Here is a 22,205-nt window from a genome sequence, read left to right as displayed (position 1 = left end):
CCGAGCTGATCACAGGGAACCGACGGGGGTTGGTCGCGGTCTCGGGGGTACGGGGGGTGGCCGTGGTCTCCGGGGGACGAAGGTGGTCGTGGTTGCAGGGGGTACCGGGGGTGGTCGTGGTCTCCGGCGAGTGCGGTCGTGCTCTCCGGGGGGCGCCCGTGTGGGCCCCGGTGGCCGCCCGCCCGGTCACAGCGTCCGCAGCAGTACCACGGGCTGCTCGACGCAGTCCGCCACCAGGCGCAGGAAGCCGCCCGCGGTGCCGCCGTCGCAGACCCGGTGGTCGAAGGTGAGCGAGAGCTGGACGACCTGCCGCACCGCCAGCTCGCCCTGGTGCACCCAGGGCTTGGCGGCGATGCGGCCGACGCCGAGCATGGCGGCCTCGGGGTGGTTGATGATCGGTGTGGAGCCGTCGACGCCGAACACTCCGTAGTTGTTCAACGTGAAGGTGCCGCCCGTGAGTTCCCGGGGGGTCAGCGTGCCGGACCGGGCGGCCTCGGTCAGCCGGGCGAACTCCGCGGTCAGCCCCTCGGCGTCCCGTTCATGCGCGTCGCGTACGACGGGTACGACCAGTCCGCGCTCGGTCTGCGCGGCGAACCCGAGGTGGACGCGGTCTAGGCGGACGATCTCCCGGGCCTCGGTGTCGATGGTGGAGTTCAGCTCGGGGAACCGGGCCAGGGCGGCGGTGCAGATCCGGGCGAGGAGCGCGAGCAGGGAGACCTTCGGGCCGCCCGCCGCGTTGATCGCCGCCCGCGCGGTCAGGAGTTCGGTCGCGTCGGCGTCCACCCAGCAGGTGGCGTCCGGGATCTCCCGGCGGCTGCGGGAGAGCTTGTCGGCGACGGCGCCGCGGACCCCCTTGAGCGGGATGCGGACGGCCGTGCCGGCCGATGCGGGAGCCGGTTCGGCGACGGGGGCGAACGGGGTGGCCGCTACGGCGGCCGACGCGACGGGTGCCCCAGCGGGCGCGGCGGGTCCAGCGGGCCCGGCAGGCGCGGCGGGTCCGGCGGGTCCGGCGGTGGGCATGGCGGGTCCAGCGGGCGCGGCAGGCGCGGCGGTGGGCACGGTTGCGGCGCGTCCGCCGGCCGTCGCGGCGGCCCGGAGTGCCCGCTCGACGTCCGCGCGCAGGATCAGCCCGTCGGGTCCCGAGCCGGTCAGCTCCCGCAGATCCACGCCGCCCTCCCGGGCGAGCCGGCGGACCAGGGGGGAGATCACGGGAACGGGGCCCTCGGCGGCACGCGCGGTTCCGCGCAGGCGAGCCGCGGCAGGACCGCCGCCCCCGGAACCGGCACCGGCACCGGATACCACCGGACCGACTCCCGTGACCCCACTCTGCTCCCGGGCCGCATCCTGATCCCGAGCCGGTTCCTGTGCACGGCCGGGCTCCTGAGGCCCGGCCTGGCCCTGAGATCGGAATGCGGTCGGCGCCGGGTCCTGCCCCGGGGCCGCGACCGGGGACGGACCCTGCACCTGGGCCGGACCGTGAGCCGGGGCCAGACCCTGCACCTCGACCGGACCCTGTGCCTGAACCGGACCGTGCTCCTCGGACTGGCCCTGCGCCTGGGCCAGGTCCTGCGCCGCGGCCGGACCGTGCTCCTGGGGCGGACCTTGTGTCTGCGCCGGACCCTGTGCCTGAACCGGACCGTGCGCCTGCGCAGGGGCCTGAGCCGGGGCCGGTCCTTGCGCCTGCCCCGGCGCGGGAGAGCCGTTCGCGGGGAGGCCCGTCCGGGCGCCCGCCGAACCGCGCGGCGCCTCGTCGCGCGCCGCCGCGCGGCCCGCCGTGGCCCCGCCGGGCGTCGGCCGTACCCGGCGCCGGCGCGCCGGGGGCGCCCCCGTGCCGTAGCCGACGAGCACGTTGCCCGAGCCCTCGGGCTCGCCGTCCGAGGAGTCGGGGCCCACGGCGACCGTCAACAGCGGCGCTCCCACGGGCAGTTCGGTGCCCTCCTCGCCGAAGCGGGCCGTGACCACACCGCCGTACGGGCACGGCACCTCGACCATCGCCTTGGCCGTCTCCACCTCGACGACCGGCTGGTCGACGGCGACCACGTCACCGACCTCGACGAGCCAGCGGACGATCTCGGCCTCGGTCAGCCCCTCCCCGAGGTCGGGGAGCTTGAACTCCAGCACCTGAGCCATCAGCCCTCGGCCTCCCACTGCAGCCGCGCCACCGCGTCCAGGATCCGGTCGACACCGGGCAGATGGTGCCGCTCCAGCATCGGCGGCGGATAGGGGATGTCGAATCCGGCCACGCGCAGCACCGGTGCCTCCAGATGGTGGAAGCACCGCTCCGTGACGCGCGCCGCGATCTCCCCGCCCGGTCCGCCGTACCCGCCCGACTCGTGCACCACCACCGCGCGCCCGGTCCGCCGGACCGACGCACAGACCGTCTCGTCGTCGAACGGCACCAGGGAGCGCAGGTCGACGACTTCGAGGTCCCAGCCCTCCGCCCGTGCCGCCTCGGCGGCCTCCAGGCAGACCGGCACGGACGGCCCGTACGTGATGAGCGTGGCGCTCCGGCCCGGACGGCGCACCACCGCGCGGCCGATCGGTTCGACGGCCGCCGGACGCTCCGGGTCCCAGGTGTCCTTCGCCCAGTAAAGCCGCTTGGGTTCGAGGAAGACGACCGGATCGTCGCAGGCGATGGCGGCGCGCAGCAGACCGTAGGCGTCGGCGACCGTCGCGGGCGTGACGACATGGAGCCCCGGAGTCGCCATGTAGTACGCCTCGGAGGAGTCGCTGTGGTGCTCGACGCCGCCGATGCCGCCGCCGTAGGGGATGCGCACGGTGATCGGCAGGGGCATCGCACCGCGGGTGCGGTTGCGCATCCGGGCCACGTGGCTGACCAGTTGCTCGAACGCCGGGTAGGCGAACGCGTCGAACTGCATCTCCACGACCGGACGCAGCCCGTACATCGCCATGCCGACGGCCGTGCCGAGGATGCCGGCCTCGGCCAGCGGGGTGTCGGTGCAGCGGTCCTCGCCGAACTCCCGGGCGAGCCCGTCGGTGACCCGGAAGACACCGCCGAGCGTGCCGACGTCCTCGCCCATGACGTGCACCGACGGGTCGGCGGCCAGCGCGTCGCGCAACGCGCGCGTGAGTGCCTGCGCCATGGTGGCGGGCTTGACGGCGACGGTGGTCATCGGTCACCGCCTTCCTGCCCGGCCGCAAGCTCCGCCGCCAACATGGCCTGCTGCTCGCGCAGTTGCCCGGTGGGTTCGGCGTAGACGTGGGCGAACAGGTCCATGGGGTCGAGTGCGGCGTCCTGGTTCATGCGGTCGCGCAGTCGCGCCGCCATCGCCTCGGCGTCTTCCCGGGCGGCCGCGATGCCGTCTTCGCCGAGCAGTCCGCGGCCGGTCAGCTCCCGTTCCAGCAGTAGTACGGGATCGTGGTCGCGCCAGGCCGCGACATCGGCGTCGGTGCGGTAGCGCGTCGCGTCGTCGGCGTTGGTGTGGGCGTCCATGCGGTAGGTGACCGCCTCGACGAGTGTCGGACCGCCGCCCTCGCGCGCGTGCCGTACGGCGTCGGCAAGGACCTCGTGCAGGGCGGCGGCGTCGTTGCCGTCGACCAGTCGGCCCGGCATGCCGTAGCCGACGGCCTTGTGGGCCAGGGAGGGCGCGGCGGTCTGCTTGGCGAGCGGTACGGAGATCGCGAAGCCGTTGTTCTGCACCAGGAAGACGACCGGTGCCTGCCAGACGGCGGCGAAGTTCAGGGCCTCGTGGAAGTCGCCCTCGCTGGTGCCGCCGTCGCCGACCATGGCGAGGGCGACCACGTCGTCGCCCTTGAGGCGGGCGGCGTGGGCGAGGCCGACGGCGTGCGGGAGCTGGGTGGCGAGCGGGGTGCTCAGCGGGGCCACACGGTGCTCGTAGGGGTCGTAGCCGGTGTGCCAGTCGCCGCGCAGCAGGGTGAGTGCTTCGACGGGGTCGACACCGCGGGCGACGACGGCGAGGGTGTCGCGGTAGCTGGGGAAGAGCCAGTCACGGTCCTTCAGGACCAGCGCGGCGGCGACCTCGCATGCCTCCTGGCCGGTGCTGGAGGGGTAGACCGCGAGCCGGCCCTGCTTGGTGAGGGCGGTGGCCTGGATGTTGTAGCGACGGCCGCGCACCAGCTGGGCGTACAGCCGCAGGAGCAGTTCGGGGTCGGCCTGCGCCGCCGCGTCGGTGCCGAGGACGCGGTAGGGCTCGGCGTCGGGCAGCAGCGGCGCGGGGTCCGTACGGGGCTGCCAGGCGGGCGGCGGCGATGGCCGGTACGCGCCCCGCTGCTCCATGACCGTCATGACGGCACCTCCTGGTGGGAAGCGGCTACGGGAGGCGTGTCGGCTGTGACCCGCCTCACCTACCGATTGTTCGGTCGTCGGCACATTTTGGCTACAGGCACCTCCAGGCTGTGGACAAACGGTTCTCCACAGCTTCAAATGAACGCACTGCGTCCATGCTGGGAAGGCAGGAGGACATGACACCTGAACAAATGGCCGAGGGCCCGGAGGCCGGTGCCGTACTGCCGCCCCCGCGCCCGCTGGACGCCATTGATCAGGACATCCTCCAGATCCTCCAGTCGGACGGCCGCGCGTCCATACGGTCCGTCGCCGAGCGCGTCCACGTCTCACGCGCCAACGCCTACGCCCGCATCAACCGTCTCGTCGAGGACGGCGTCATCCGCGGCTTCGGGGCCCGCGTCGACCACGAACGCGCCGGCCAGGGCACATCGGCCTACATCACCCTGAAGATCGTGCAGAACTCGTGGCGCACGGTGCGCGAGCAGCTGCGGGAGCTGCCCGGGGCCTCCCACATCGCGCTGGTGGGCGGCGACTTCGACGTGCTGCTTCTGGTGCACACGCCGGACAACAGGGCCCTGCGCGAGCTGGTGCTCACCCGGCTCCAGGCGATCCCGGAAGTGCTCAGCACGCGCACGCTGCTGGTGTTCGAGGAGGAGGATTTGGAGCCGAACGGCTGACGTCAGTCCCGGCGCAGCCCGGAGAACACCAGGCGCACCACCGCGTCGGCCACATCACGCTCCGTGGTGCCGCGCCCGTCGGGCCGGTACCACTCCGCGATCGAGTTGATCATCCCGAAGACCAGCCGGGTCGCGAGCCGCACCTCCACGTCCTCGCGCACGTCGCCGTCGGCGGCGGCGTCCTTCAGCAGTTCGGCCACCCGGTGGTCGAAGTCGCGGCGCCGCTCCAGGGCCCAGCGCTCGGTGGCGGTGTTGCCGCGCACCCGCAGCAGCAGCGTCACATAGGGCAGCTCGGCTATGAGGACCTCGACCATGCGCCGCACGACGTACTCCAGGCGGTCCGCGGCCCGTCCCACGCGCGCGTGCTCCTCGTCCAGGATGCCGAAGAGCCCGTCCAGGGCCCGGCTGACCGCGCGGCGCAGCAGCTCCTCCTTGCCGGCGACATGGTGGTAGATGGACGACTTGGAGATGCCGGCCGCCTTGGACAGGTGCTCCATCGACGTGCCGTCGTAGCCGCGCTCGTTGAACACCTGGACGGCCACCGAGAGCAGCGTCTCGGGGGTGTACGTGTCGCGCCTGGCGGTGGTCATGAGGTGCTGCCCTCCCGCTTGTCGGTGGCGTACGCATGGCGGTAGAGCGCGAGAGAGGGCGCGTAGCGGCCGGAGGGGTCGCGCAGATGCAGGTCGTCCAGCAGGTCGTAGGCCCAGCTGCGGCCGAGTCTGCGGCTCCATTCGAAGGGGCCGAGGGGGTAGTTGACGCCCAGGCGCATCGCGGTGTCGATGTCCTCCTCGGTGGCGACGCCCTTGGCCACGGCGTCGTGCGCCAGGTCGATGATGCGCGCCACCGTGCGGGCGACGATCATGCCCGGCACGTCACCGATGACGCTGACGTCCTTGCCGAGCGCCTGGAAGAGGCCGATGGCCTCGGCGAGGGTCTGCGGGGAGGTGTCCTGTGAGGCGGACAGCGCGATGCGGGTGGCCCTGCGGTAGTCGAGCGCGAGGTCGAAGTAGACGACGTCCCGGAACTCCACCGAGGTCTGCCCGTCGGCGAGGACCAGCTGACCGCCGCCGGGCAGCACCAGGCGGCTGCCGTGGTCCTCTTCCTCCTGGCGGACCTGGATGCCCGCCTCGCTGATCAGGGCGAGCAGGTCGGCCGCCGGTCCCAGGTCGCCCTCGGCGACGACGTACGCGGGCGCCTGCCGCGGCTCGGCGGTGTGCGGTTCGGGACGCTCGGCGTCCTCGGCGTAGTCGTACCAGCCGTGCCCCGACTTGCGGCCGAGCCGGCCGGACTCGACGAGGCGGCGCTGGGCCTGCGAGGGCGTGAAGCGCACGTCCTGGAAGAACGACTGCCACACGGAGTGCGTGACCGACTCGTTGACGTCCTGTCCGATGAGGTCGGTCAGTTCGAAGGCGCCCATCCGGAAGCCACCGCACTCGCGCAGGACGGCGTCGATGGTGGCGGGGTCGGCGGCCTGTGCCTCGTAGACCGCGAATGCCTCGGCGTAGAAGGGCCTGGCTATCCGGTTCACGATGAAACCCGGGGTGTCCGCTGAGGCCACCGGCGTCTTGCCCCAGGCGCGTGCGGTCTCGTACGCGCGCGTGGCCGAGGTGACGTCGGTGGCGAACCCGGAGACGACCTCGACCAGCGGCAGCAGCGGCGCCGGGTTGAAGAAGTGCAGACCCACGAGGCGCCCCGGGCTGCGCAGGGCGCCGGCGACGGCCGTCACCGACAGGGACGAGGTGTTGGTGGCGAGCAGGCAGTCGTCGGCGACGATGCCCTCCAGTTCGCGGAACAGGTCCTGCTTGGCGTCCAGCCGCTCCGGCACGGCCTCCACGACCAGCGTGCAGTCGGCGAGTGCGGCGAGGTCGTCGGCGGGCAGGAGGCGGGCGCGGGCCGCGTCCCGGTCGGCCCCGGTCAGCCGGTCCTTCGCCACGAGCCGGTCGAGCCGGGCGCCGATCGCCGCGGCCGCTTCCGCGGCCCGCCCGGGTACGGCGTCGTACAGCCGCACGGGGTGGCCCGCGACCAGCGCGACCTGGGCGATGCCCTGGCCCATGGTGCCGGTGCCGACGACGGCCACGGGGCTGCTGAGGTCGAGTGCTGTCATGTGCGCGATCCTCCCGCACGACGTTTTCCACAGATGCGGCGGACCCCCTTGTCCCGACCGATCGTTCGGTTACTCTAACTCTGACCGAGCGTCGCTGCCCACGTTTCCGCACAGGTCATGAGCTCGACGAGGAGTTCTTGAGACGAGGAGTTGGTCCCGCATGGCCGCCCAACCCACCGAGCACACACTGATCGCCAAGCACCGGCCCACCCTCGACCGGGCGCTGGAGGCGATCCGCACGCGCGCGTACTGGTCGCCGCACCCCGAACACCCCAAGGCGTACGGGGAAGGCGCCAGCCTGGGCGCCGCGGCGGGCAAGGCCGCCTTCGACGCCGTACGCGGCACCCGCCTCGACCTCGGCCAGCCCGGTACCGACGACTGGGTCGGCGGCGAAGTCTCCCCGTACGGCATCGAGTTGGGCGTGACCTACCCGCACCCCGACCTCGACACACTGCTGCCCGCGATGAAGGCCGGTCAGCGCGCCTGGCGGGACGCGGGCCCCGAGACGCGGGCCGCGGTCTGTCTGGAGATCCTGCAACGCATCAGCGACCGGACGCACGAGTTCGCGCACGCGGTGATGCACACCAGCGGCCAGGCGTTCATGATGGCGTTCCAGGCGGGCGGCCCGCACGCCCAGGACCGCGGCCTGGAGGCGGTGGCGTACGCGTACGCGGAACAGGTCCGCACGCCCGGCACGGCACAGTGGACCAAGCCCCAGGGCAAGCGCGACCCGCTGGAGCTGACCAAGCGGTTCACCGCGGTCCCGCGCGGCATCGCACTGGTCATCGGCTGCAACACCTTCCCCACCTGGAACGGCTACCCGGGTCTGTTCGCCTCCCTCGCCACCGGCAACGCGGTCCTGGTGAAGCCGCACCCGCGCGCGGTGCTGCCGCTCGCGCTCACCGTGGGGATCGCCCGCGACGTGCTGACGGAGGCGGGCTTCGACGCGAACCTGGTGGCACTGGCCGCCGAGCTGCCCGGCGAGGGCATCGCGAAGACCCTGGCCACCCGCCCGGAGATCAGGATCATCGACTACACGGGCTCCACCTCCTTCGGCGACTGGCTGGAGGCCAACGCCCGCCAGGCGCAGGTCTACACGGAGAAGGCGGGCGTCAACACGGTCATCGTGGAGTCGACCGACGCCTACAAGGGGATGCTGTCCAACCTGGCCTTCTCGCTGTCCCTGTACAGCGGCCAGATGTGCACCACCCCGCAGAACCTGCTCATCCCCCGGGACGGAATCCGCACCGACGAGGGCCCCAAGACCTTCGACGAGGTGGTCGCCGACCTCGCCCGCGCGGTCGACGGCCTGCTCGGGGACGACGCGCGCGCGAACGGCCTGCTCGGCGCCATCGTCAACCCGGACGTCAAGGCACGTCTGGAGGCCGCCGCCGGCCTCGGCGAGGTCGCCCTGGCCGCACGCGAGATCACCAACCCGGACTTTCCGAACGCGGTCGTGCGCACACCGGTGATCGTCAAACTGGACGGCGCCAAGCCGGACGACGAGGCCGCCTACATGAGCGAGTGCTTCGGGCCGGTCTCCTTCGCCGTCGCCGTCGACTCGCCGGCCGGCGCGGTCGAGCTACTGCGCCGCACGATCCGTGAGAAGGGCGCGATGACCGTCGGCGCGTACACGACCGACTCGCAGATCGAGGAGGCCGTCCAGGAGGTCTGTCTGGAGGAGGCGGCCCAGCTGTCCTTCAACCTCACCGGCGGGGTGTACGTCAACCAGACCGCCGCCTTCTCCGACTTCCACGGCTCGGGCGGCAACCCGGCGGCCAACGCGGCCCTGTGCGACGGCGCGTTCGTCGCGAACCGCTTCCGGATGGTGGAGGTGCGCCGGGAGGCCCGGGACCGCTAGGCGGAGCGGGGCGCGCCCCCGGTGGCGCTCCAGTGGTACAGCGTCATCGCCACGCTGGTGGCGAGGTTGTAGCTGGAGACCTGGGGGCGCATCGGCAGGGCCAGCAGCTGGTCGGCACGCGCGCGTACCGCGGCGGACAGCCCGCTGCGCTCCGACCCGAAGGCCAGCAGGGCGTCGTCCGGCAGCTTCGTACCCCGGATGTCCTCGCCCTCCGGGTCGAGGGCGAACAGCGGTCCGGGCGGCAGCTCCTCGACGGCCAGCCGCTCCACCACGGTCGCGAAGTGCAGGCCCGCCCCGCCGCGCACGACCGTGGGATGCCAGGGGTCGAGCGTGCCGGTGGTGACGACCCCGGTGGCCCCGAAACCGGCGGCGAGCCGGATCACGGCCCCCGCGTTGCCCAGGTTGCGCGGGTTGTCGAGCACCACGACGGGAGCCCGCCGGGGCGTGCGGGCGAGCGCCCGCAGACCGGCCTGCCGGGACGGCCGTACGGCCAGGGCGGCGACCGCGGTCGGATGCGGCCGGGCCACCAGGGACGCGTACGCCGGCCCCGGCACCTCGGCCAGCAGGGCGTCCAGGGCGTCCCGCACGTCCGGGGCCAGCTCCTGCGCCAGACCCAGCGCCGCCGCTCGGTCGGTGGTGACGGCCACCGGGACCTCGGCCCCGAAGCGGACGGCGTGCTTGAGGGCGTGGAAGCCGTCGAGCAGCACCGCGGAGCCGGCGTGCGCGCGCCACAGGGTCACGGGGTCGGTCATGCCGGAAGCCTACGCGGCACGACGCGACGCCTTCCGCGGCGCGGAACGCCGGCGCAAGCCCTCCGGTGTGCGCGGGCCCGCGAAGGGCAGGTCCCGCCCCCGGGACCGCCGAGAGGCGACCTCCCGCGCGTCCGGCCGCCGTGCCTGCGGCGGCCGGGGGTCGCCGAGGGCTCAGGGGTGCCGCACCCCGGCGGCAGGCTCCGGCTCGGGTTCCCGTTCCGTTCCGGTCGCCCGCGCGGCGGCACCGCCGCCGCTTCGGAGCCGGACCGGCCACACGCGTGCCACCCTGCCGCCGAGCCGGCGCAGGAACGGCGTCGGCAGGAAGACGGCGTCCGTCGCGATCATCGCCAGCGAGAAGAACGGCAGCCCCAGCACCACCGCGATCACCGCGTGCTCCGTCATCATCGCGGCCAGCAAGACGTTCTTGACCCGCCGGTTGAACAGCGTGAACGGGAAGGCGACCTGCACGATGACCGTGCCGTACGTCACCAGCATCACCACGGTGCCGTTCGCGGACAGCAGGTCGGCGAGCGCGGGCCAGGGCGAGAAGGAGTCGAGATGCAGCGGGTAGTAGACGGCGGTGCCGTCCTGCCAGCGCGAACCCTGGACCTTGTACCAGCCGGCCGTGGCGTAGATCAGACACGCCTCCGCCATGATCACGAACAGCGCGCCGTTGTGCACGACGTTGGCGATCACATCCAGCAGGATCCGCGACTCGCCGTCCGCCGCGAACCGCCCGACCAGCCACCACAGTGCCAGCGCCGCCCACACCGTCCACAGGAGGGCGGGCACCAGCCAGCCGCCGCCGAGCCGGCCGGCCAGGGTCACCGCGCCGAGCACCAGGCCGAACCCCGCCCACAGGACCGGTCCCGTACGGTCGTGGAACCGCTCCCCACGCGCGCGTGCCGCCTCGACGCGCGCCGCCCGCCGCGCGTCGAGGGACCACACCCGGCCGCAGCGCGTGAACACCAGGTATATCGACATCAGGTGCAGCACGTTGTCGCCGCCGTCGCCCATGAAGACGCTGCGGTTCTGCAGCGAGAGCACGCCGACCATGAACAGCACCGACGACGTGCGCGAGCGCCAGCCCAGCAGCAGCAGAACGCAGGACAGGACGGCGAGCAGATAGCAGATCTCGAACCAGATCCGCCCGTCCGACCACAGCAGCACCGTGAACGCCTCGTTGACCGAGGTCAGCTGCTGGGCGAGGTCCCAGCTCCAGGGGCCGTCGGGCCCGTACAACTCCTGGCGGTGCGGGAACTCGCGCAGCAGGAACAGCAGCCAGGTCGTGGAGAAGCCGATGCGGATGACGGCGGACTGATAGGGGCCGAGCGGGGATTCGGTGACACGGGCGATACCGCGCGAGACCGACAGGGCGAGACCGTTCACCGCACGCCTCCCGCGGCCTCGTCGGCCGTGACCGTCCACCACGGCAGCACCCGGTGGACCGGCGTGCCGGAGACCTTCTCGTCGCTCCACGCGGGCGGCGGCACATTGGTGGCGCGCGAGCGGACCTGGACGCGCTGGACGGTGCCCGCCCGGCCGGCCGCGTCCTCCCGGTACAGCCGCATCACCGCGATCCGCCGCACGTACTGCTCGGAGAGCGCGCCGCGCAGTCCCACGGGGCGGTTCTCACCGTCGTGCGTGGCGACGTAGAAGTCCCAGGCCCGGCGCAGTTCGTTCTGCTCGGTGTGGCTGGGCAGCAGGCTGCCATCGATGGCCGCGCCGTCCCGCGCGGACAGGTCGTACCAGCCGGTCGTCTCGATGTCGCCGTCGGCCGTGCGGACCTGCGCCCTGACCTGGACGGCGATGTTCTGCTGCAACGGGTCGGGCGCGAACAGCTTCCAGTTCTGCTCGAACTCCGGGTAGATCCATTCCTCGATCGCCTTGCCGTGCTGCTTCGTGACCGTGTTGGCGGGCGCGACGCTCAGGAACACCATGGCGAGGTGCACGCAGGCGGCGACGGCGACGACCGCCAGCGCCAGGGCGGCGCCGATCTGGTACGGCGGGGACAGCGCCCCGACACCGGTACGGCGCGCGACGGGCGCCGCGGGGCCGTCTCCGGCGGAGTGACCGACCCCCTGCCCGCCCGCCCCCGCCCGCGGCCGAACGACCACGGCGGCGGCCACGGGCCCGGACCCTTCCCCGGGTCCGGGTCGAGGCCCAGATTCGGGGGTCGGTCCGGGCCCGGGTTCGCGTTGGGGTCCGGAGGTTGGCTCAGGTCCAGGCCCGGCGTCAGGCCCGGGACCGGGGACGGGTTCGGGACCGGGGATGGGAACAGGGGCGGGCCCGGCGTCGGGTTCAGGCCCGGGGATGGGTTCGCGTTCGGGGATGGGTTCAGGTTCGGGAACAGGGGTGGGCCCGGCGTCGAGTTCAGGCCCAGGGCCGGATTCGGGCAGGGACTCGGATCCGGCCTCCGTCGTCACAGCAGACGCGGGCCGCGGCGGCTCGGCGGCAGAAGGTCCGGGCACGGACGGTGCGGGCAGCGCCGATCCGGGCGGCGCGGGCAGCGCGGATGCGGGCGGTGCGGATGCGGGCGGCGCGGCTCCCGGGCCGTTTGTCGCGGGGCCGCCGGGGCCGCGAGGCGCCTCAGGCGGTGGCGTCTCGTCCGACCCGTCCGGCCCCTGCGGGGCGTGCGAGTCCGTGTCGTACGCGTCCATTCCGCCCCGTTCCCGTACCGCTCCGTCGTCCGGCCGCCGGCGCGGCCCGCATGGCCCGCGAACCCTACTCGTCGGCGCCCGCACGGAACGGTACTCAGCCCCGCCCGCCGAGCGCAGCCCACAAGCACCGCTCGCGGACGTGGCCGTCACCACTCCCGCGCCCGGCGGGCGACCCGAGCGGCCCCGCCCGTGCCCGGGTCGCCCGGGTTGTCCACAGGCCGTCGCCGGGGTTGTCCACAGCGGTTGACACCTCACGGCGGCTCGCCCACCATGGAATCGCACGAACCGAACGATCGGTCGGTACCGGATTTCCGAAAGACGCCGAGGTCAGGGGGACCGCATGGCCACAGCAGCCGCGCACCGCACGGCCGGCACGGCGGCGTACGACGCCGAGGACACCGCCGGCACGGCCGCGTACGAGCGCGCCTTCGACGCCGCCGTGGCCGCGGACGAACGCATCGAACCCCGCGACTGGATGCCCGACGCCTACCGCGCGACGCTGGTCCGGCAGATCGCCCAGCACGCCCACTCCGAGATCATCGGCATGCAGCCCGAGGCCAACTGGATCACCCGCGCCCCCTCGCTGCGCCGCAAGGCCATCCTGATGGCCAAGGTCCAGGACGAGGCGGGCCACGGTCTGTACCTGTACAGCGCCGCGGAAACACTCGGCACCGGCCGCGAGGAACTGCTCGACAAGCTGCACAGCGGTCGCCAGAAGTACTCGTCCATCTTCAACTACCCCACGCTGACCTGGGCCGACGTCGGCGCCATCGGCTGGCTGGTGGACGGCGCGGCGATCACCAACCAGGTCCCCCTGTGCCGCTGCTCCTACGGTCCGTACGCGCGCGCGATGGTCCGCATCTGCAAGGAGGAGTCCTTCCACCAGCGCCAGGGGTACGAACTGCTGCTCGCCCTCAGCAACGGCACCCCTCAGCAGCACGCGATGGCCCAGGACGCGGTGGACCGCTGGTGGTGGCCGTCCCTGATGATGTTCGGACCGCCCGACGACGCGTCCCAGCACTCGGCGCAGTCGATGGCCTGGAAGATCAAGCGCCACTCGAACGACGAGCTGCGCCAGCGCTTCGTCGACATCTGCGTGCCCCAGGCGGCGTCCCTCGGCCTCACCCTCCCCGACCCGGACCTGCGCTGGAACGAGGAGCGGGGGCACCACGACTTCGGCGCGATCGACTGGACGGAGTTCTGGGAGGTCCTCAAGGGCAACGGCCCGTGCAACGAGCAGCGGATCACCCAGCGCCGCCGAGCCCATGACGAGGGCGCCTGGGTACGGGAGGCGGCAGCGGCCCACGCCGCCAAGCACAACGGCGCGGCGGCCGAGCACAACGGCGGAACAAGAGGAGCGCGGGCATGACCGACACCGACTGGCCCCTGTGGGAGGTCTTCGTGCGCTCCCGCCGCGGCCTCTCCCACACCCACGCCGGCAGCCTGCACGCCCCGGACGCGGAGCTGGCCCTGCGCAACGCCCGCGACCTGTACACCCGGCGCGGCGAGGGCGTCTCGATCTGGGTCGTCCCGGCGGCCGCGATCACCGCGTCCTCGCCCGACGAGAAGGACCCCTTCTTCGAGCCCGCCGCGGACAAGCCCTACCGGCACCCGACCTTCTACGACATCCCGGAAGGGGTGAAGCACCTGTGACCGCCACCGTGCCCACGGCCGCCGCGCTCGCGCTCGGCGACGACGCCCTGGTGCTCTCGCACCGCCTGGGGGAGTGGGCCGGCCATGCGCCCGTCCTGGAGGAGGAGGTCGCGCTCGCCAACATCGCGCTGGATCTGCTCGGCCAGGCCCGCGCGCTGCTGTCGATGGTCGGCGACGAGGACGAACTGGCGTACCTGCGCGAGGAACGCGCCTTCCGCAACCTCCAGTTGGTCGAGCAGCCGAACGGCGACTTCGCCCACACCATCGTCCGCCAGCTGTACTTCTCCACCTACCAGCACCTGCTGTACGCCGAACTGGCCACCGGCCAGGGCCCGTTCGCACCGCTCGCCGCCAAGGCCGTCAAGGAGGTCGCCTACCACCGCGACCACGCCGAACAGTGGACGCTGCGGCTCGGCGACGGCACTCAGGTCAGCCATGAGCGGATGACACGGGCCTGTGCGGCCCTGTGGCGGTTCACCGGCGAGATGTTCCAGCCGGTGCCGGGCCTGGACACCGATGGGGCGGTCATGGAGGCGGCCTGGCTGGAGTCGGTCGGTGACGTGCTGCGCCGGGCCACCCTGACGCTCCCCGAGGGGCCGCGCACCGGTGCCTGGTCGGCGGGCGCGGGCCGGCAGGGCCTGCACACCGAGCCGTTCGGGCGGATGCTCGCCGAGATGCAGCATCTGCACCGCAGCCATCCGGGGGCGTCATGGTGACGACGACGGCCACGCCGCTGGAGGCGGAACTCCTCGACCTCGCGGGCTCGGTGCCGGACCCCGAACTGCCGGTGCTCACCCTCCGGGAGCTGGGCGTGGTGCGCGCGGTGCATCTGCGGGGCGCGGACGCCGTCGAGGTGGAGCTGACCCCCACCTACACCGGCTGCCCGGCCATCGAGGCGATGTCCGTGGACATCGAGCGGGTGCTGCGCGGCCACGGCATGCGCCGGGTCACCGTGCGCACGGTACTCGCACCCGCCTGGTCGACCGACGACATCACGGACGAAGGACGGCGCAAACTGCGGGAGTTCGGCATCGCTCCCCCGCGTGTGCGACGCGACGCGGGTCCGGTCCCGCTCGCCCTCGGCCCGACCCGGACGCACGCCACCACATCCGAGGCACCGGCGGCACCGGCGGCGTCAGAGGCGCCAGCGGCGTCAGAGGTGCCGGCGGCGTCCGGTGTGCCCGAACCCGTCCGCTGCCCGCACTGCGGATCGGCCGACACCGAGCTGCTGAGCCGGTTCTCCTCGACCGCGTGCAAGGCACTGCGGCGCTGCCGGGCCTGCCGTGAACCGTTCGACCACTTCAAGGAGTTGTGATGGCCCGCTTCCACCCGCTCCCGGTGGCCGCGGTCGACCGCCTCACCGACGACTCCGTGGCCCTCACCCTCGCCGTCCCGCCCGGGCTGCGCGAGGAGTACCGGCACGCGCCCGGTCAGCATCTCGCCCTGCGCCGCCGGACCGACGGGCTGGACATCCGGCGGACCTACTCGATCTGCTCCCCCGCGCCCGCGCCCGACGACGAGGGCCCGTCCACCCTGCGGGTCGGCGTACGGCTCGTGGAGGGCGGCGCCTTCTCGACGTACGCGTTCAAGGAGATCGACGTCGGCGACGAGCTGGAGGTGATGACCCCGGCCGGGCGCTTCACCCTGGAGCCGGCCCCGGGGCGGTACGCGGCGATCGTCGGCGGCAGCGGCATCACCCCGGTGCTGTCGATCGTCTCGACGCTCCTGGCCCGCGAGCCGGAGGCCCGGTTCTGTCTGATACGCAGCGACCGCACGGCCGCCTCGACGATGTTCCTGGAGGAGGTCGCCGACCTGAAGGACCGCCATCCGCAGCGGCTGCACCTGGTGACGGTGCTCTCACGGGAGGAGCAGCAGGCGGGCCTGCCCTCCGGGCGGCTGGACCGGGAGCGGCTGAAGGGGCTGCTGCCCGCGCTGCTGCCGGTGGACGCGGTGGCCGGTTGGTTCCTGTGCGGGCCGTTCGGTCTGGTGCAGGGCGCCGAGCGGGCGCTGCGGGATCTCGGGGTGGACCGGGCGCGGATCCACGAGGAGATCTTCCATGTGGACGCGGGTGCGGCCCCGGCGGTGCCCGTCACGACCCCCGCGCACAGCACGGTCACCGCCCGGCTCGACGGTCGCGGCGGGACCTGGCCGGTCCGGGACGGGGAGTCGCTGCTGGAGACGGTCCTGCGCAACCGGCCCGACGCGCCCTACGCCTGCAAGGGCGGGGTGTGCGGGACCTGCCGGGCCTTCCTGGTCTCGGGCGAGGTCCGCATGGACCGCAACTTCGCCCTGGAGGCCGAGGAGACGACGGCCGGATACGTACTGGCCTGCCAGTCGCACCCGGTGACAGAGAAGGTGGAACTCGACTTCGACCGCTGAGCCCTCCGGGTCACCCCACCGGCACCAACCGCCTCAACCAGACGCACCCCAGGCACACGCCCCCGCCCAGACGCCAACCGACCAAGCACCGATACCGACCGGCCGCCGCCCCCAACCGAGCGCCGGTGCCCCGGGGCGCGGCCAGACCAACCCAACCGAACGCCCATCCCGACCGAGCGCGGCCCCCGACCGAGCACCCAACCCGGCCAGACGCCGACCCGGCCGAGCGCCGACCCCGACCGAGCACCAGCGCCTCGGGGTGCGGCCCTCGCCCGGCCCAACCGAGCCCCCACCCCGACCGGGCGCCCCTCCCCGTCAGGCGCCGCTCGCCGGGCCCGTTCCCTTATTCTAGAACCTGTTCTATGTTGACGGTCCGTCAGGAACGCGGGCGAGCGGAGCCGTCGGGAGGACAGGACCGTGGACTTCACCTTCACCGAGGAGCAGTTGGCGGCGGCCGAGGCGGCCGAGGGGGTGCTCGCCGGGGTGGCACCGGACGCCGTGCCGAGCCCCGCGCTCACCACGGGCGCCGTCGCCGAGGACTTCGACCGGCCGCTGTGGACCAGGCTGGCCGAGGCGGACCTGCTCAGCCTGCTGCTCGACGCGGAGTACGGCGGGGCGGGCCTGGACGCCATCGCCCTGTGCCTGGTGCTGCGGGAGTCCGCCAAGGTGCTGGCGCGAGTGCCCCTGCTGGAGCACAGCGCCGCCGCCGCGGCCGTACAGACCTACGGCGAAAGGGAGTTGGCGGCCGAGCTGCTGCCCCGCGCGGGGCGGGGCACCCTCGTGCTCACCGTCGCCGCGAGCGGGCGCAGCGGTCACGACCCGGCCGAACTGGCCGTCACCGCACGGCCGGACGGCGACGCCTGGGTGCTGGACGGGGTGCAGACGGCGGTGCCCTGGGCGTACGGCGCCGACCTCGTGGTGGTGCCCGCGCGCACCGAGGGCGGCCGGACCGTGCTCGCCCTGGTTCCCCGCGGCCATGCGGGCGTGGCCCTCGCCGAGCAGGTCTCCACCAGCGGGGAGCGGCTGGGCGAGCTGCGTCTGGAGTCCGCGCGGCTCGCCGCGGGCCACGTCATCGACGCCGACGGGGCGTGGGAGTGGCTGCGCGGGCTGCTGACCACCGGGACGTGCGCGCTGGCGCTGGGGCTGGGAGAGCGGGTCCTCGCGATGACGAGCGCGTACGCGAGCAAGCGGGAGCAGTTCGGGCACCCGATCGCGAGTTTCCAGGCCGTCGCCGTCCAGGCCGCCGACCGCTATATCGACCTGCGCGCCATGGAGGCCACGCTGTGGCAGGCCGCCTGGCGGATCGGCTCGGGGACACAGGGGCCGCTGCCCGCCGAGGGCGATATCGCCGTGGCCAAGATCTGGGCCTCGGAGGGCGTCCGCCGGGTGGTGCAGACGGCACAGCATCTGCACGGCGGCTTCGGCGCCGACACCGACTACGCCCTGCACCGCTACCACGCCTGGGCCAAGCAGCTGGAACTCTCGCTCGGCCCGGCCGCGGCGCACGAGGAGGCGCTGGGCGACCTGCTCGCCGCACACCCCCTGGGCTGAGACGCGCCACTGAGACGCGCCACTGAGACGCGGCGCTGAGACCCGCCGCGGGCCGGCCGGTGCGGCGCCGGCTACAGAACGTGCCCCGGCCGGCCCTCATCGGTGACGACAGGGCGGCCTGCGGCCTGCCAGACCTGCATGCCGCCGTCGACGTTCACGGCGTCGATGCCCTGCTGGACCAGATACATCGTGACCTGGGCAGAGCGGCCGCCGGAGCGGCAGATCACATGGATCCGGCCGTCCTGCGGGGCGGCCTCGGCCAGTTCCCCGTACCGGGCCACGAACTCGCTGATGGGGATGTGCAGCGCCCCCGCGGCGTGGCCCGCCTGCCACTCGTCGTCCTCGCGGACGTCCAGCAGGAAGTCGCCGTCCTTGAGGTCCGCGACCCCGACCGTGGGCACACCAGCTCCAAAACTCATGGCCTCGACGCTACCCGAAGGATGCCCGGCGCCGGGCAGCGCACCGGGGCGGACGGGGCTACCCCTGCGCCAGGAGTTCCGCCAGCTCCGCCTCCCGCCGGGCCACATCGCCCCGAAGCCGCTCGGCGATCTCGTCCAGCAGGGCGTCGGGGTCGTCGGGGGCCAGGCGGAGCATGGACGCGATCGCGCCGTCCTCCAGTTCGCGGGCGACCAGGGTGAGGAGTTCCTTGCGCTGGGCCAGCCACTCCAGGCGGGCGTAAAGCTCCTCGCTGCGGCTCGGGGGCCGCTCGGCGGGTGCCGGGCCCGCCGCCCACTCCGCGGCCAGCTCGCGCAGCAGCGCCTCGTCACCGCGGGCGTAGGCGGCGTTGACGCGGGTGATGAACTCCTCGCGCCGAGCCCGCTCGTCCTCCTGCTGCGCCAGATCGGGGTGGGCCTTGCGGGCCAGCTCGCGGTAGAGCTTGCGGGCCTCATCGCTGGGGCGCACCCGCTCGGGGGGCCGCACCGCCTGGTCGGTGAGCATCGCGGCGGCCTCCGGGAACAGGCCGTGCCCGTCCATCCAGCCGTGCAGCAGTTCCTCCACGCCGGGGATGGGCGTGACGCGGGCGCGCGCCTCCTGTGCGGCGCGCAGGTCCTCGGGGTCGCCGGTCCGGGCGGCCCTGGCCTCGGCGATCTGGGCGTCCAGCTCTTCCAGCCGGGCGTACATGGGGCCCAGCTTCTGCTCGTGCAGCCGGGAGAAGTTCTCGACCTCGACGCGGAAGGTCTCCACCGCGATCTCGAACTCGATCAGCGCTTGTTCGGCGGCCCGCACGGCCCGCTCCAACCGTTCCTCCGGCCGGGGCGCCTGGGACTGCTCAGCTTCCGGGGTCGTCACCGGGCCAGCCTAAGCGCTCCGCTGGATGCGCCGCGATGTGCCGTCGGTCGTCTGCGGCACCGTTGTGGCTGGTCGCGCAGTTCCCCGCGCCCCTTCGGGCGCTGTCGAACCGCAGCGGACTTCGCTGGACCTGCTCAGGCCACACCCCGAGCCCCTACGGGACCCGTGCACCGATCCCCCACGCACACCTCCCGCCCCGCTTCGTAACTCTGCGCTCCCACAGGCCCACTTACCGCGCGCACCCCGAAGGGCCCACCGCCTCCCGCGACGCATCCTGAACCGCCGCCCGTACGACCGCCGCCCGTCACACCCCGCTCTCCGCCGCGATCCGGCCCGACCGCACCGCCGTCACCAGTGCCGCGTGGTCCGCCTCGGTGCGGTCGGCGTAGGCGATCGCGAACTCGGCCACCGCCTCGTCCAGTTCCTCGCTCTTGCCGCAGTAGCCGGCGATCAGGCGCGGGTCGGCGCTGTGGGAGTGGGCACGGGCCAGCAGGGCGCCGGTCATCCGGCCGTAGTCGTCGATCTGGTCGGCGGCGAGCGCGGCCGGATCGACGCTGCCCTTGCGATTGCGGAACTGACGCACCTGGAAGGGGCGGCCGTCCACCGTCGTCCAGCCCAGCAGGATGTCGCTGACCACCTGCATCCGCTTCTGGCCGAGCACCACCCGGCGGCCCTCGTGGTCGACGGGCGGTGTCTCGAAGCCGGCCGTGGCCAGGTGCGGGACCAGCGCCGAGGGGCGGGCCTCCTTCACCTGGAGGACCAGCGGCTCACCGCGGTGGTCCAGCAGCAGGACGACATAGGAGCGGGTGCCCACGCTGCCCGTGCCGACCACCCGGAACGCCACGTCGTGCACCGCGTACCGGGCCAGCAGCGGCAGCCGGTCCTCGGAGAGAGTCGTCACATACGTCTCCAGGGACGCCGCCACCGCCGCCGCCTCGGCGTCCGGTATGCGCTGCAGCACCGGCGGCGCGTCCACGAACCGGCGCCCGCCCTCGTCGACGGCCTCGGTGGACCGCGCCGCGAACCGGCCGCTGGTGTTGGCGCGGGCCTTCTCCGAGACCCGCTCCAGGGTGCCCAGCAGATCGTGGGCGTCGGTGTGCGAGACCAGTTCCTCGTCCGCGATGGCGTTCCAGGCGTCCAGGACCGGCAGCTTGGCCAGCAGCCGCATGGTGCGCCGGTAGGCCCCCGCCGTGTCGTGCGCCGCCGCACGACAGGTGTCCTCATCCGCGCCCGCCTCCCGGCCGGCCAGCACCAGCGAGGCCGCGAGCCGCTTCAGATCCCACTCCCAGGGTCCGTGCACCGTCTCGTCGAAGTCGTTCAGGTCGATGACGAGGCCGCCGCGGGCGTCGCCGTAGAGCCCGAAATTGGCCGCGTGCGCGTCGCCGCAGAGCTGGGCGGCGATCCTGGTCATGGGCGTGCGCGCCAGGTCGTAGGCCATGAGGCCGGCCGAACCGCGCAGGAAGGCGAAGGGCGAGGCCACCATCCTGCCCACCCGTATCGGAACGAGGCCCGCGATGCGGTCCCGGTTGGACTCCTCGACCGCGCTCACCGCGTCCGGGCGGGCGCCGTCCAGGTCCAGGGCGCCGTGCGCGCGGCGCGGGACGCTCGCCCGCAGCGCCTTGCCCTCGGCCTTGGGCGACCCCTGCGCCGGCCAGCCGGCGAAGCCGCGCACCCGCGGAAGCCTGCGCCCGACCCCGACCGCCGTATCCGCCGGTTCGACCCCAACCCGGGCCGCCGCCGTACTCGCCGTCTCGCCCTCCGCCCCGGCCGCCGTACCCGCCGTTTCCACCCCTGCCTCGGTCATCGCGACCGCCTCCCCCGAGCACACACGAACATCAATTCGTGCCGACCGTACCGCCGGTGACCGCGACGCGTCAGACCCTGTGGACAACCGCCCGGCTGTGGACAACCGGCACAGCCTGTGGACAACGGACCCCCACGGCCCGCTGAGAGACTCATCACACCGCGAAGCCCCGCGCGGGACCTTCACAGAGCCCCGCACGGGGCACGACAGAAGACGCGTCCACGCACGACAAAGGGCCCATCGTGATCACGATGAACCCGGGGATACCAGGCTGCCCCCTGCCGCCCCGCCGCCTTGTTGCCGGCCACCAGGAAGATGGCCCGTCGCTCGGGGTCGAAGACGAAGAGCATCCGGATGCTCACCGTCCCGCCGCTACGCGGCCGCAGTTCCCGCATGTGCCGGTAGACGACTTCTCTCGATCGCTCCGACCGTCGGGCGGCGGAGAGCGGGGCCCACCTCCTGGAGCCGTTCCAGAGCGGCTGTCACGTGCAGGTGGCTGTCCGGGTCCTCCTTGGAACGACGCCTCAGCCGGTCCGCCTTCCGCCGCGCAACTCTGAAGGCATTATTGCGAAATTTCTGCTTCATATCTAGGGTGCGGGCATGCGACCGAAGCGCGAGCCTGAGCAGATCACCGACCTGTCGCGGTTGAGGGCATTCATGAACCCGCTCCGGATGCGGCTCTACCGGCTGCTGTACGCCGCGGGCACCGCGACCGCCTCTCAGCTCGCCGAGCATGTCGACGAGACGCCGTCACTGGTCAGCTACCACTTGCGCAAGCTGGCCGAGCACGGCTTCGTGACCCAGGCGAGCGGCCAGGGCTCCGACGGCCGCGAGCGGTGGTGGCAGGTGGCGTCCGAGGAGGGCTGGGGCTTCCGTGATTCGGACTTCGCTGACACGCCCGAGGGCGCCGCCGCCGTCGGGGCAGTGACCCGAGGGATCTTCGACACGCGCGTCGCCCAGTACCGCACGTATCTCGACCAGAAGTCCGCCTGGGGGAAGGCGTGGACCGATGCGGCCTTCAGCTCCGAGTGGCTGCTCGACCTCACCCCGGCGGAACTCGCCGAGATGAGCAATGAACTTGAGGCGCTGGCCCGGCGCTGGCGGGAGCGGGGCAAGGCCGCCAAGGCGACCGGTGACACCGAGGACCGCGAGCACGTGTCCGTGCACCTCTACGGCTTTCCCTTCCGGCCCTGACGCAGCCGGATTC

At 73.2% G+C, this 22,205-nt stretch carries 21 protein-coding genes; 9 read left to right on the top strand and 12 right to left on the bottom strand.

Features of this window, described 5'->3' with window-relative positions; translation table 11 throughout:
* Positions 1–186: 186 nt before the first annotated feature.
* Genes AC27LF_RS12395 through pdhA form a run of 3 tightly spaced genes read right to left on the bottom strand, consistent with a single transcriptional unit; the run spans position 187 to position 4,267 of the window.
* Entirely contained in the window at positions 187–2,130 is a 1,944-nt protein-coding gene (locus AC27LF_RS12395) for a dihydrolipoamide acetyltransferase family protein (RefSeq protein ID WP_479656996.1), read from the bottom strand.
* Positions 2,130–3,134 carry an alpha-ketoacid dehydrogenase subunit beta gene (locus AC27LF_RS12390; protein ID WP_479656995.1) on the bottom strand — a complete coding sequence of 335 codons (1,005 nt, stop codon included), beginning with the start codon at positions 3,132–3,134 and terminating at the stop codon, positions 2,130–2,132. Before AC27LF_RS12390 ends, AC27LF_RS12395 begins: the two co-directional genes overlap by 1 nt.
* Positions 3,131–4,267, bottom strand: a complete 1,137-nt coding sequence (gene pdhA, locus AC27LF_RS12385; RefSeq protein WP_479656994.1) for a pyruvate dehydrogenase (acetyl-transferring) E1 component subunit alpha — start codon at positions 4,265–4,267, stop codon at positions 3,131–3,133. Before pdhA ends, AC27LF_RS12390 begins: the two co-directional genes overlap by 4 nt.
* 176 nt (positions 4,268–4,443) lie before the next feature.
* On the opposite strand from pdhA, the gene AC27LF_RS12380 reads away from it, so the two are divergent.
* Positions 4,444–4,944: an Lrp/AsnC family transcriptional regulator gene (locus AC27LF_RS12380; protein WP_479656993.1), complete on the top strand. Its 501-nt coding sequence runs from the start codon at positions 4,444–4,446 to the stop codon at positions 4,942–4,944.
* Between the two features lie 2 nt (positions 4,945–4,946).
* Here the strand turns inward: AC27LF_RS12380 and AC27LF_RS12375 are convergent, their stop codons facing one another.
* Together AC27LF_RS12375 and AC27LF_RS12370 are read right to left on the bottom strand one after the other, a co-directional pair.
* Positions 4,947–5,534, bottom strand: a complete 588-nt coding sequence (locus AC27LF_RS12375; protein WP_479656991.1) for a TetR/AcrR family transcriptional regulator — start codon at positions 5,532–5,534, stop codon at positions 4,947–4,949.
* Positions 5,531–7,048 (bottom strand): 3-hydroxyacyl-CoA dehydrogenase, encoded by a 1,518-nt coding sequence (locus AC27LF_RS12370; protein WP_479656990.1) that lies wholly within the window; start codon positions 7,046–7,048, stop codon positions 5,531–5,533. The genes AC27LF_RS12375 and AC27LF_RS12370 overlap by 4 nt, the downstream gene beginning before the upstream one ends.
* Positions 7,049–7,208: 160 nt before the next feature.
* Between AC27LF_RS12370 and paaN the strand changes: the two genes are divergently transcribed.
* Entirely contained in the window at positions 7,209–8,909 is a 1,701-nt protein-coding gene (gene paaN / locus AC27LF_RS12365) for a phenylacetic acid degradation protein PaaN (RefSeq protein ID WP_479656989.1), read from the top strand.
* On the opposite strand, the gene AC27LF_RS12360 is transcribed toward paaN, so the two are convergent.
* The 3 genes from AC27LF_RS12360 to AC27LF_RS12350 all read right to left on the bottom strand — a co-directional run bounded on the left by AC27LF_RS12360 (position 8,906) and on the right by AC27LF_RS12350 (position 11,934).
* The gene (locus tag AC27LF_RS12360) at positions 8,906–9,661 is read right to left on the bottom strand and encodes a TrmH family RNA methyltransferase (protein WP_479656988.1); all 756 of its coding nucleotides are present in this window, start codon (positions 9,659–9,661) and stop codon (positions 8,906–8,908) included. The two genes, paaN and AC27LF_RS12360, sit on opposite strands and share 4 nt — an antisense overlap.
* A 171-nt stretch (positions 9,662–9,832) precedes the next feature.
* Complete coding sequence (locus AC27LF_RS12355; RefSeq protein ID WP_479656987.1) at positions 9,833–11,050, bottom strand: HTTM domain-containing protein; 1,218 nt, start codon at positions 11,048–11,050, stop codon at positions 9,833–9,835.
* Positions 11,047–11,934, bottom strand: a complete 888-nt coding sequence (locus AC27LF_RS12350; RefSeq protein ID WP_479657015.1) for a DUF5819 family protein — start codon at positions 11,932–11,934, stop codon at positions 11,047–11,049. Before AC27LF_RS12350 ends, AC27LF_RS12355 begins: the two co-directional genes overlap by 4 nt.
* A gap of 727 nt (positions 11,935–12,661) precedes the next feature.
* Between AC27LF_RS12350 and paaA the strand changes: the two genes are divergently transcribed.
* The 6 genes from paaA (at position 12,662) to AC27LF_RS12320 (ending at position 17,904) form a co-directional block, all read left to right on the top strand.
* Complete coding sequence (gene paaA, locus AC27LF_RS12345; protein ID WP_479656986.1) at positions 12,662–13,690, top strand: 1,2-phenylacetyl-CoA epoxidase subunit PaaA; 1,029 nt, start codon at positions 12,662–12,664, stop codon at positions 13,688–13,690.
* Entirely contained in the window at positions 13,687–13,974 is a 288-nt protein-coding gene (gene paaB, locus AC27LF_RS12340) for a 1,2-phenylacetyl-CoA epoxidase subunit PaaB (protein ID WP_404025283.1), read from the top strand. Before paaA ends, paaB begins: the two co-directional genes overlap by 4 nt.
* The gene (gene paaC / locus AC27LF_RS12335) at positions 13,971–14,690 is read left to right on the top strand and encodes a 1,2-phenylacetyl-CoA epoxidase subunit PaaC (protein ID WP_479656985.1); all 720 of its coding nucleotides are present in this window, start codon (positions 13,971–13,973) and stop codon (positions 14,688–14,690) included. Before paaB ends, paaC begins: the two co-directional genes overlap by 4 nt.
* Positions 14,684–15,289, top strand: a complete 606-nt coding sequence (gene paaD, locus AC27LF_RS12330; protein WP_479656984.1) for a 1,2-phenylacetyl-CoA epoxidase subunit PaaD — start codon at positions 14,684–14,686, stop codon at positions 15,287–15,289. The genes paaC and paaD overlap by 7 nt, the downstream gene beginning before the upstream one ends.
* The gene (locus tag AC27LF_RS12325) at positions 15,289–16,353 is read left to right on the top strand and encodes a 2Fe-2S iron-sulfur cluster-binding protein (protein WP_479656982.1); all 1,065 of its coding nucleotides are present in this window, start codon (positions 15,289–15,291) and stop codon (positions 16,351–16,353) included. The genes paaD and AC27LF_RS12325 overlap by 1 nt, the downstream gene beginning before the upstream one ends.
* 417 nt (positions 16,354–16,770) lie before the next feature.
* Complete coding sequence (locus AC27LF_RS12320; RefSeq protein ID WP_479656981.1) at positions 16,771–17,904, top strand: acyl-CoA dehydrogenase family protein; 1,134 nt, start codon at positions 16,771–16,773, stop codon at positions 17,902–17,904.
* 71 nt (positions 17,905–17,975) lie between these two features.
* Here AC27LF_RS12320 and AC27LF_RS12315 read toward each other — a convergent pair whose 3' ends face one another.
* The 4 genes from AC27LF_RS12315 to AC27LF_RS12300 form a co-directional block, all read right to left on the bottom strand.
* Positions 17,976–18,305, bottom strand: coding sequence for a rhodanese-like domain-containing protein (locus AC27LF_RS12315; protein ID WP_479657014.1), 330 nt, complete (start codon positions 18,303–18,305; stop codon positions 17,976–17,978).
* 76 nt (positions 18,306–18,381) lie between these two features.
* A complete protein-coding gene (locus tag AC27LF_RS12310; RefSeq protein ID WP_479656980.1) occupies positions 18,382–19,194 on the bottom strand; it encodes a J domain-containing protein in 813 nt (270 codons plus the stop codon).
* Positions 19,195–19,498: 304 nt separating this feature from the next.
* Positions 19,499–20,998 carry a DUF2252 domain-containing protein gene (locus AC27LF_RS12305; RefSeq protein ID WP_479656979.1) on the bottom strand — a complete coding sequence of 500 codons (1,500 nt, stop codon included), beginning with the start codon at positions 20,996–20,998 and terminating at the stop codon, positions 19,499–19,501.
* A 182-nt stretch (positions 20,999–21,180) separates the two neighbouring features.
* On the bottom strand, positions 21,181–21,393 hold the full coding sequence (locus tag AC27LF_RS12300) for a type II toxin-antitoxin system RelE/ParE family toxin (RefSeq protein WP_479656978.1): 213 nt from the start codon (positions 21,391–21,393) through the stop codon (positions 21,181–21,183).
* A 205-nt stretch (positions 21,394–21,598) separates the two neighbouring features.
* On the opposite strand from AC27LF_RS12300, the gene AC27LF_RS12295 reads away from it, so the two are divergent.
* Complete coding sequence (locus tag AC27LF_RS12295; protein ID WP_479656977.1) at positions 21,599–22,192, top strand: helix-turn-helix domain-containing protein; 594 nt, start codon at positions 21,599–21,601, stop codon at positions 22,190–22,192.
* Positions 22,193–22,205: the final 13 nt, after the last annotated feature.

The sequence above is a fragment of the Streptomyces diversicolor genome, assembly GCF_057537855.1.
Note: the sequence above shows the minus strand (reverse complement) of the source record. Positions and strands in the feature narration are given on the sequence as shown.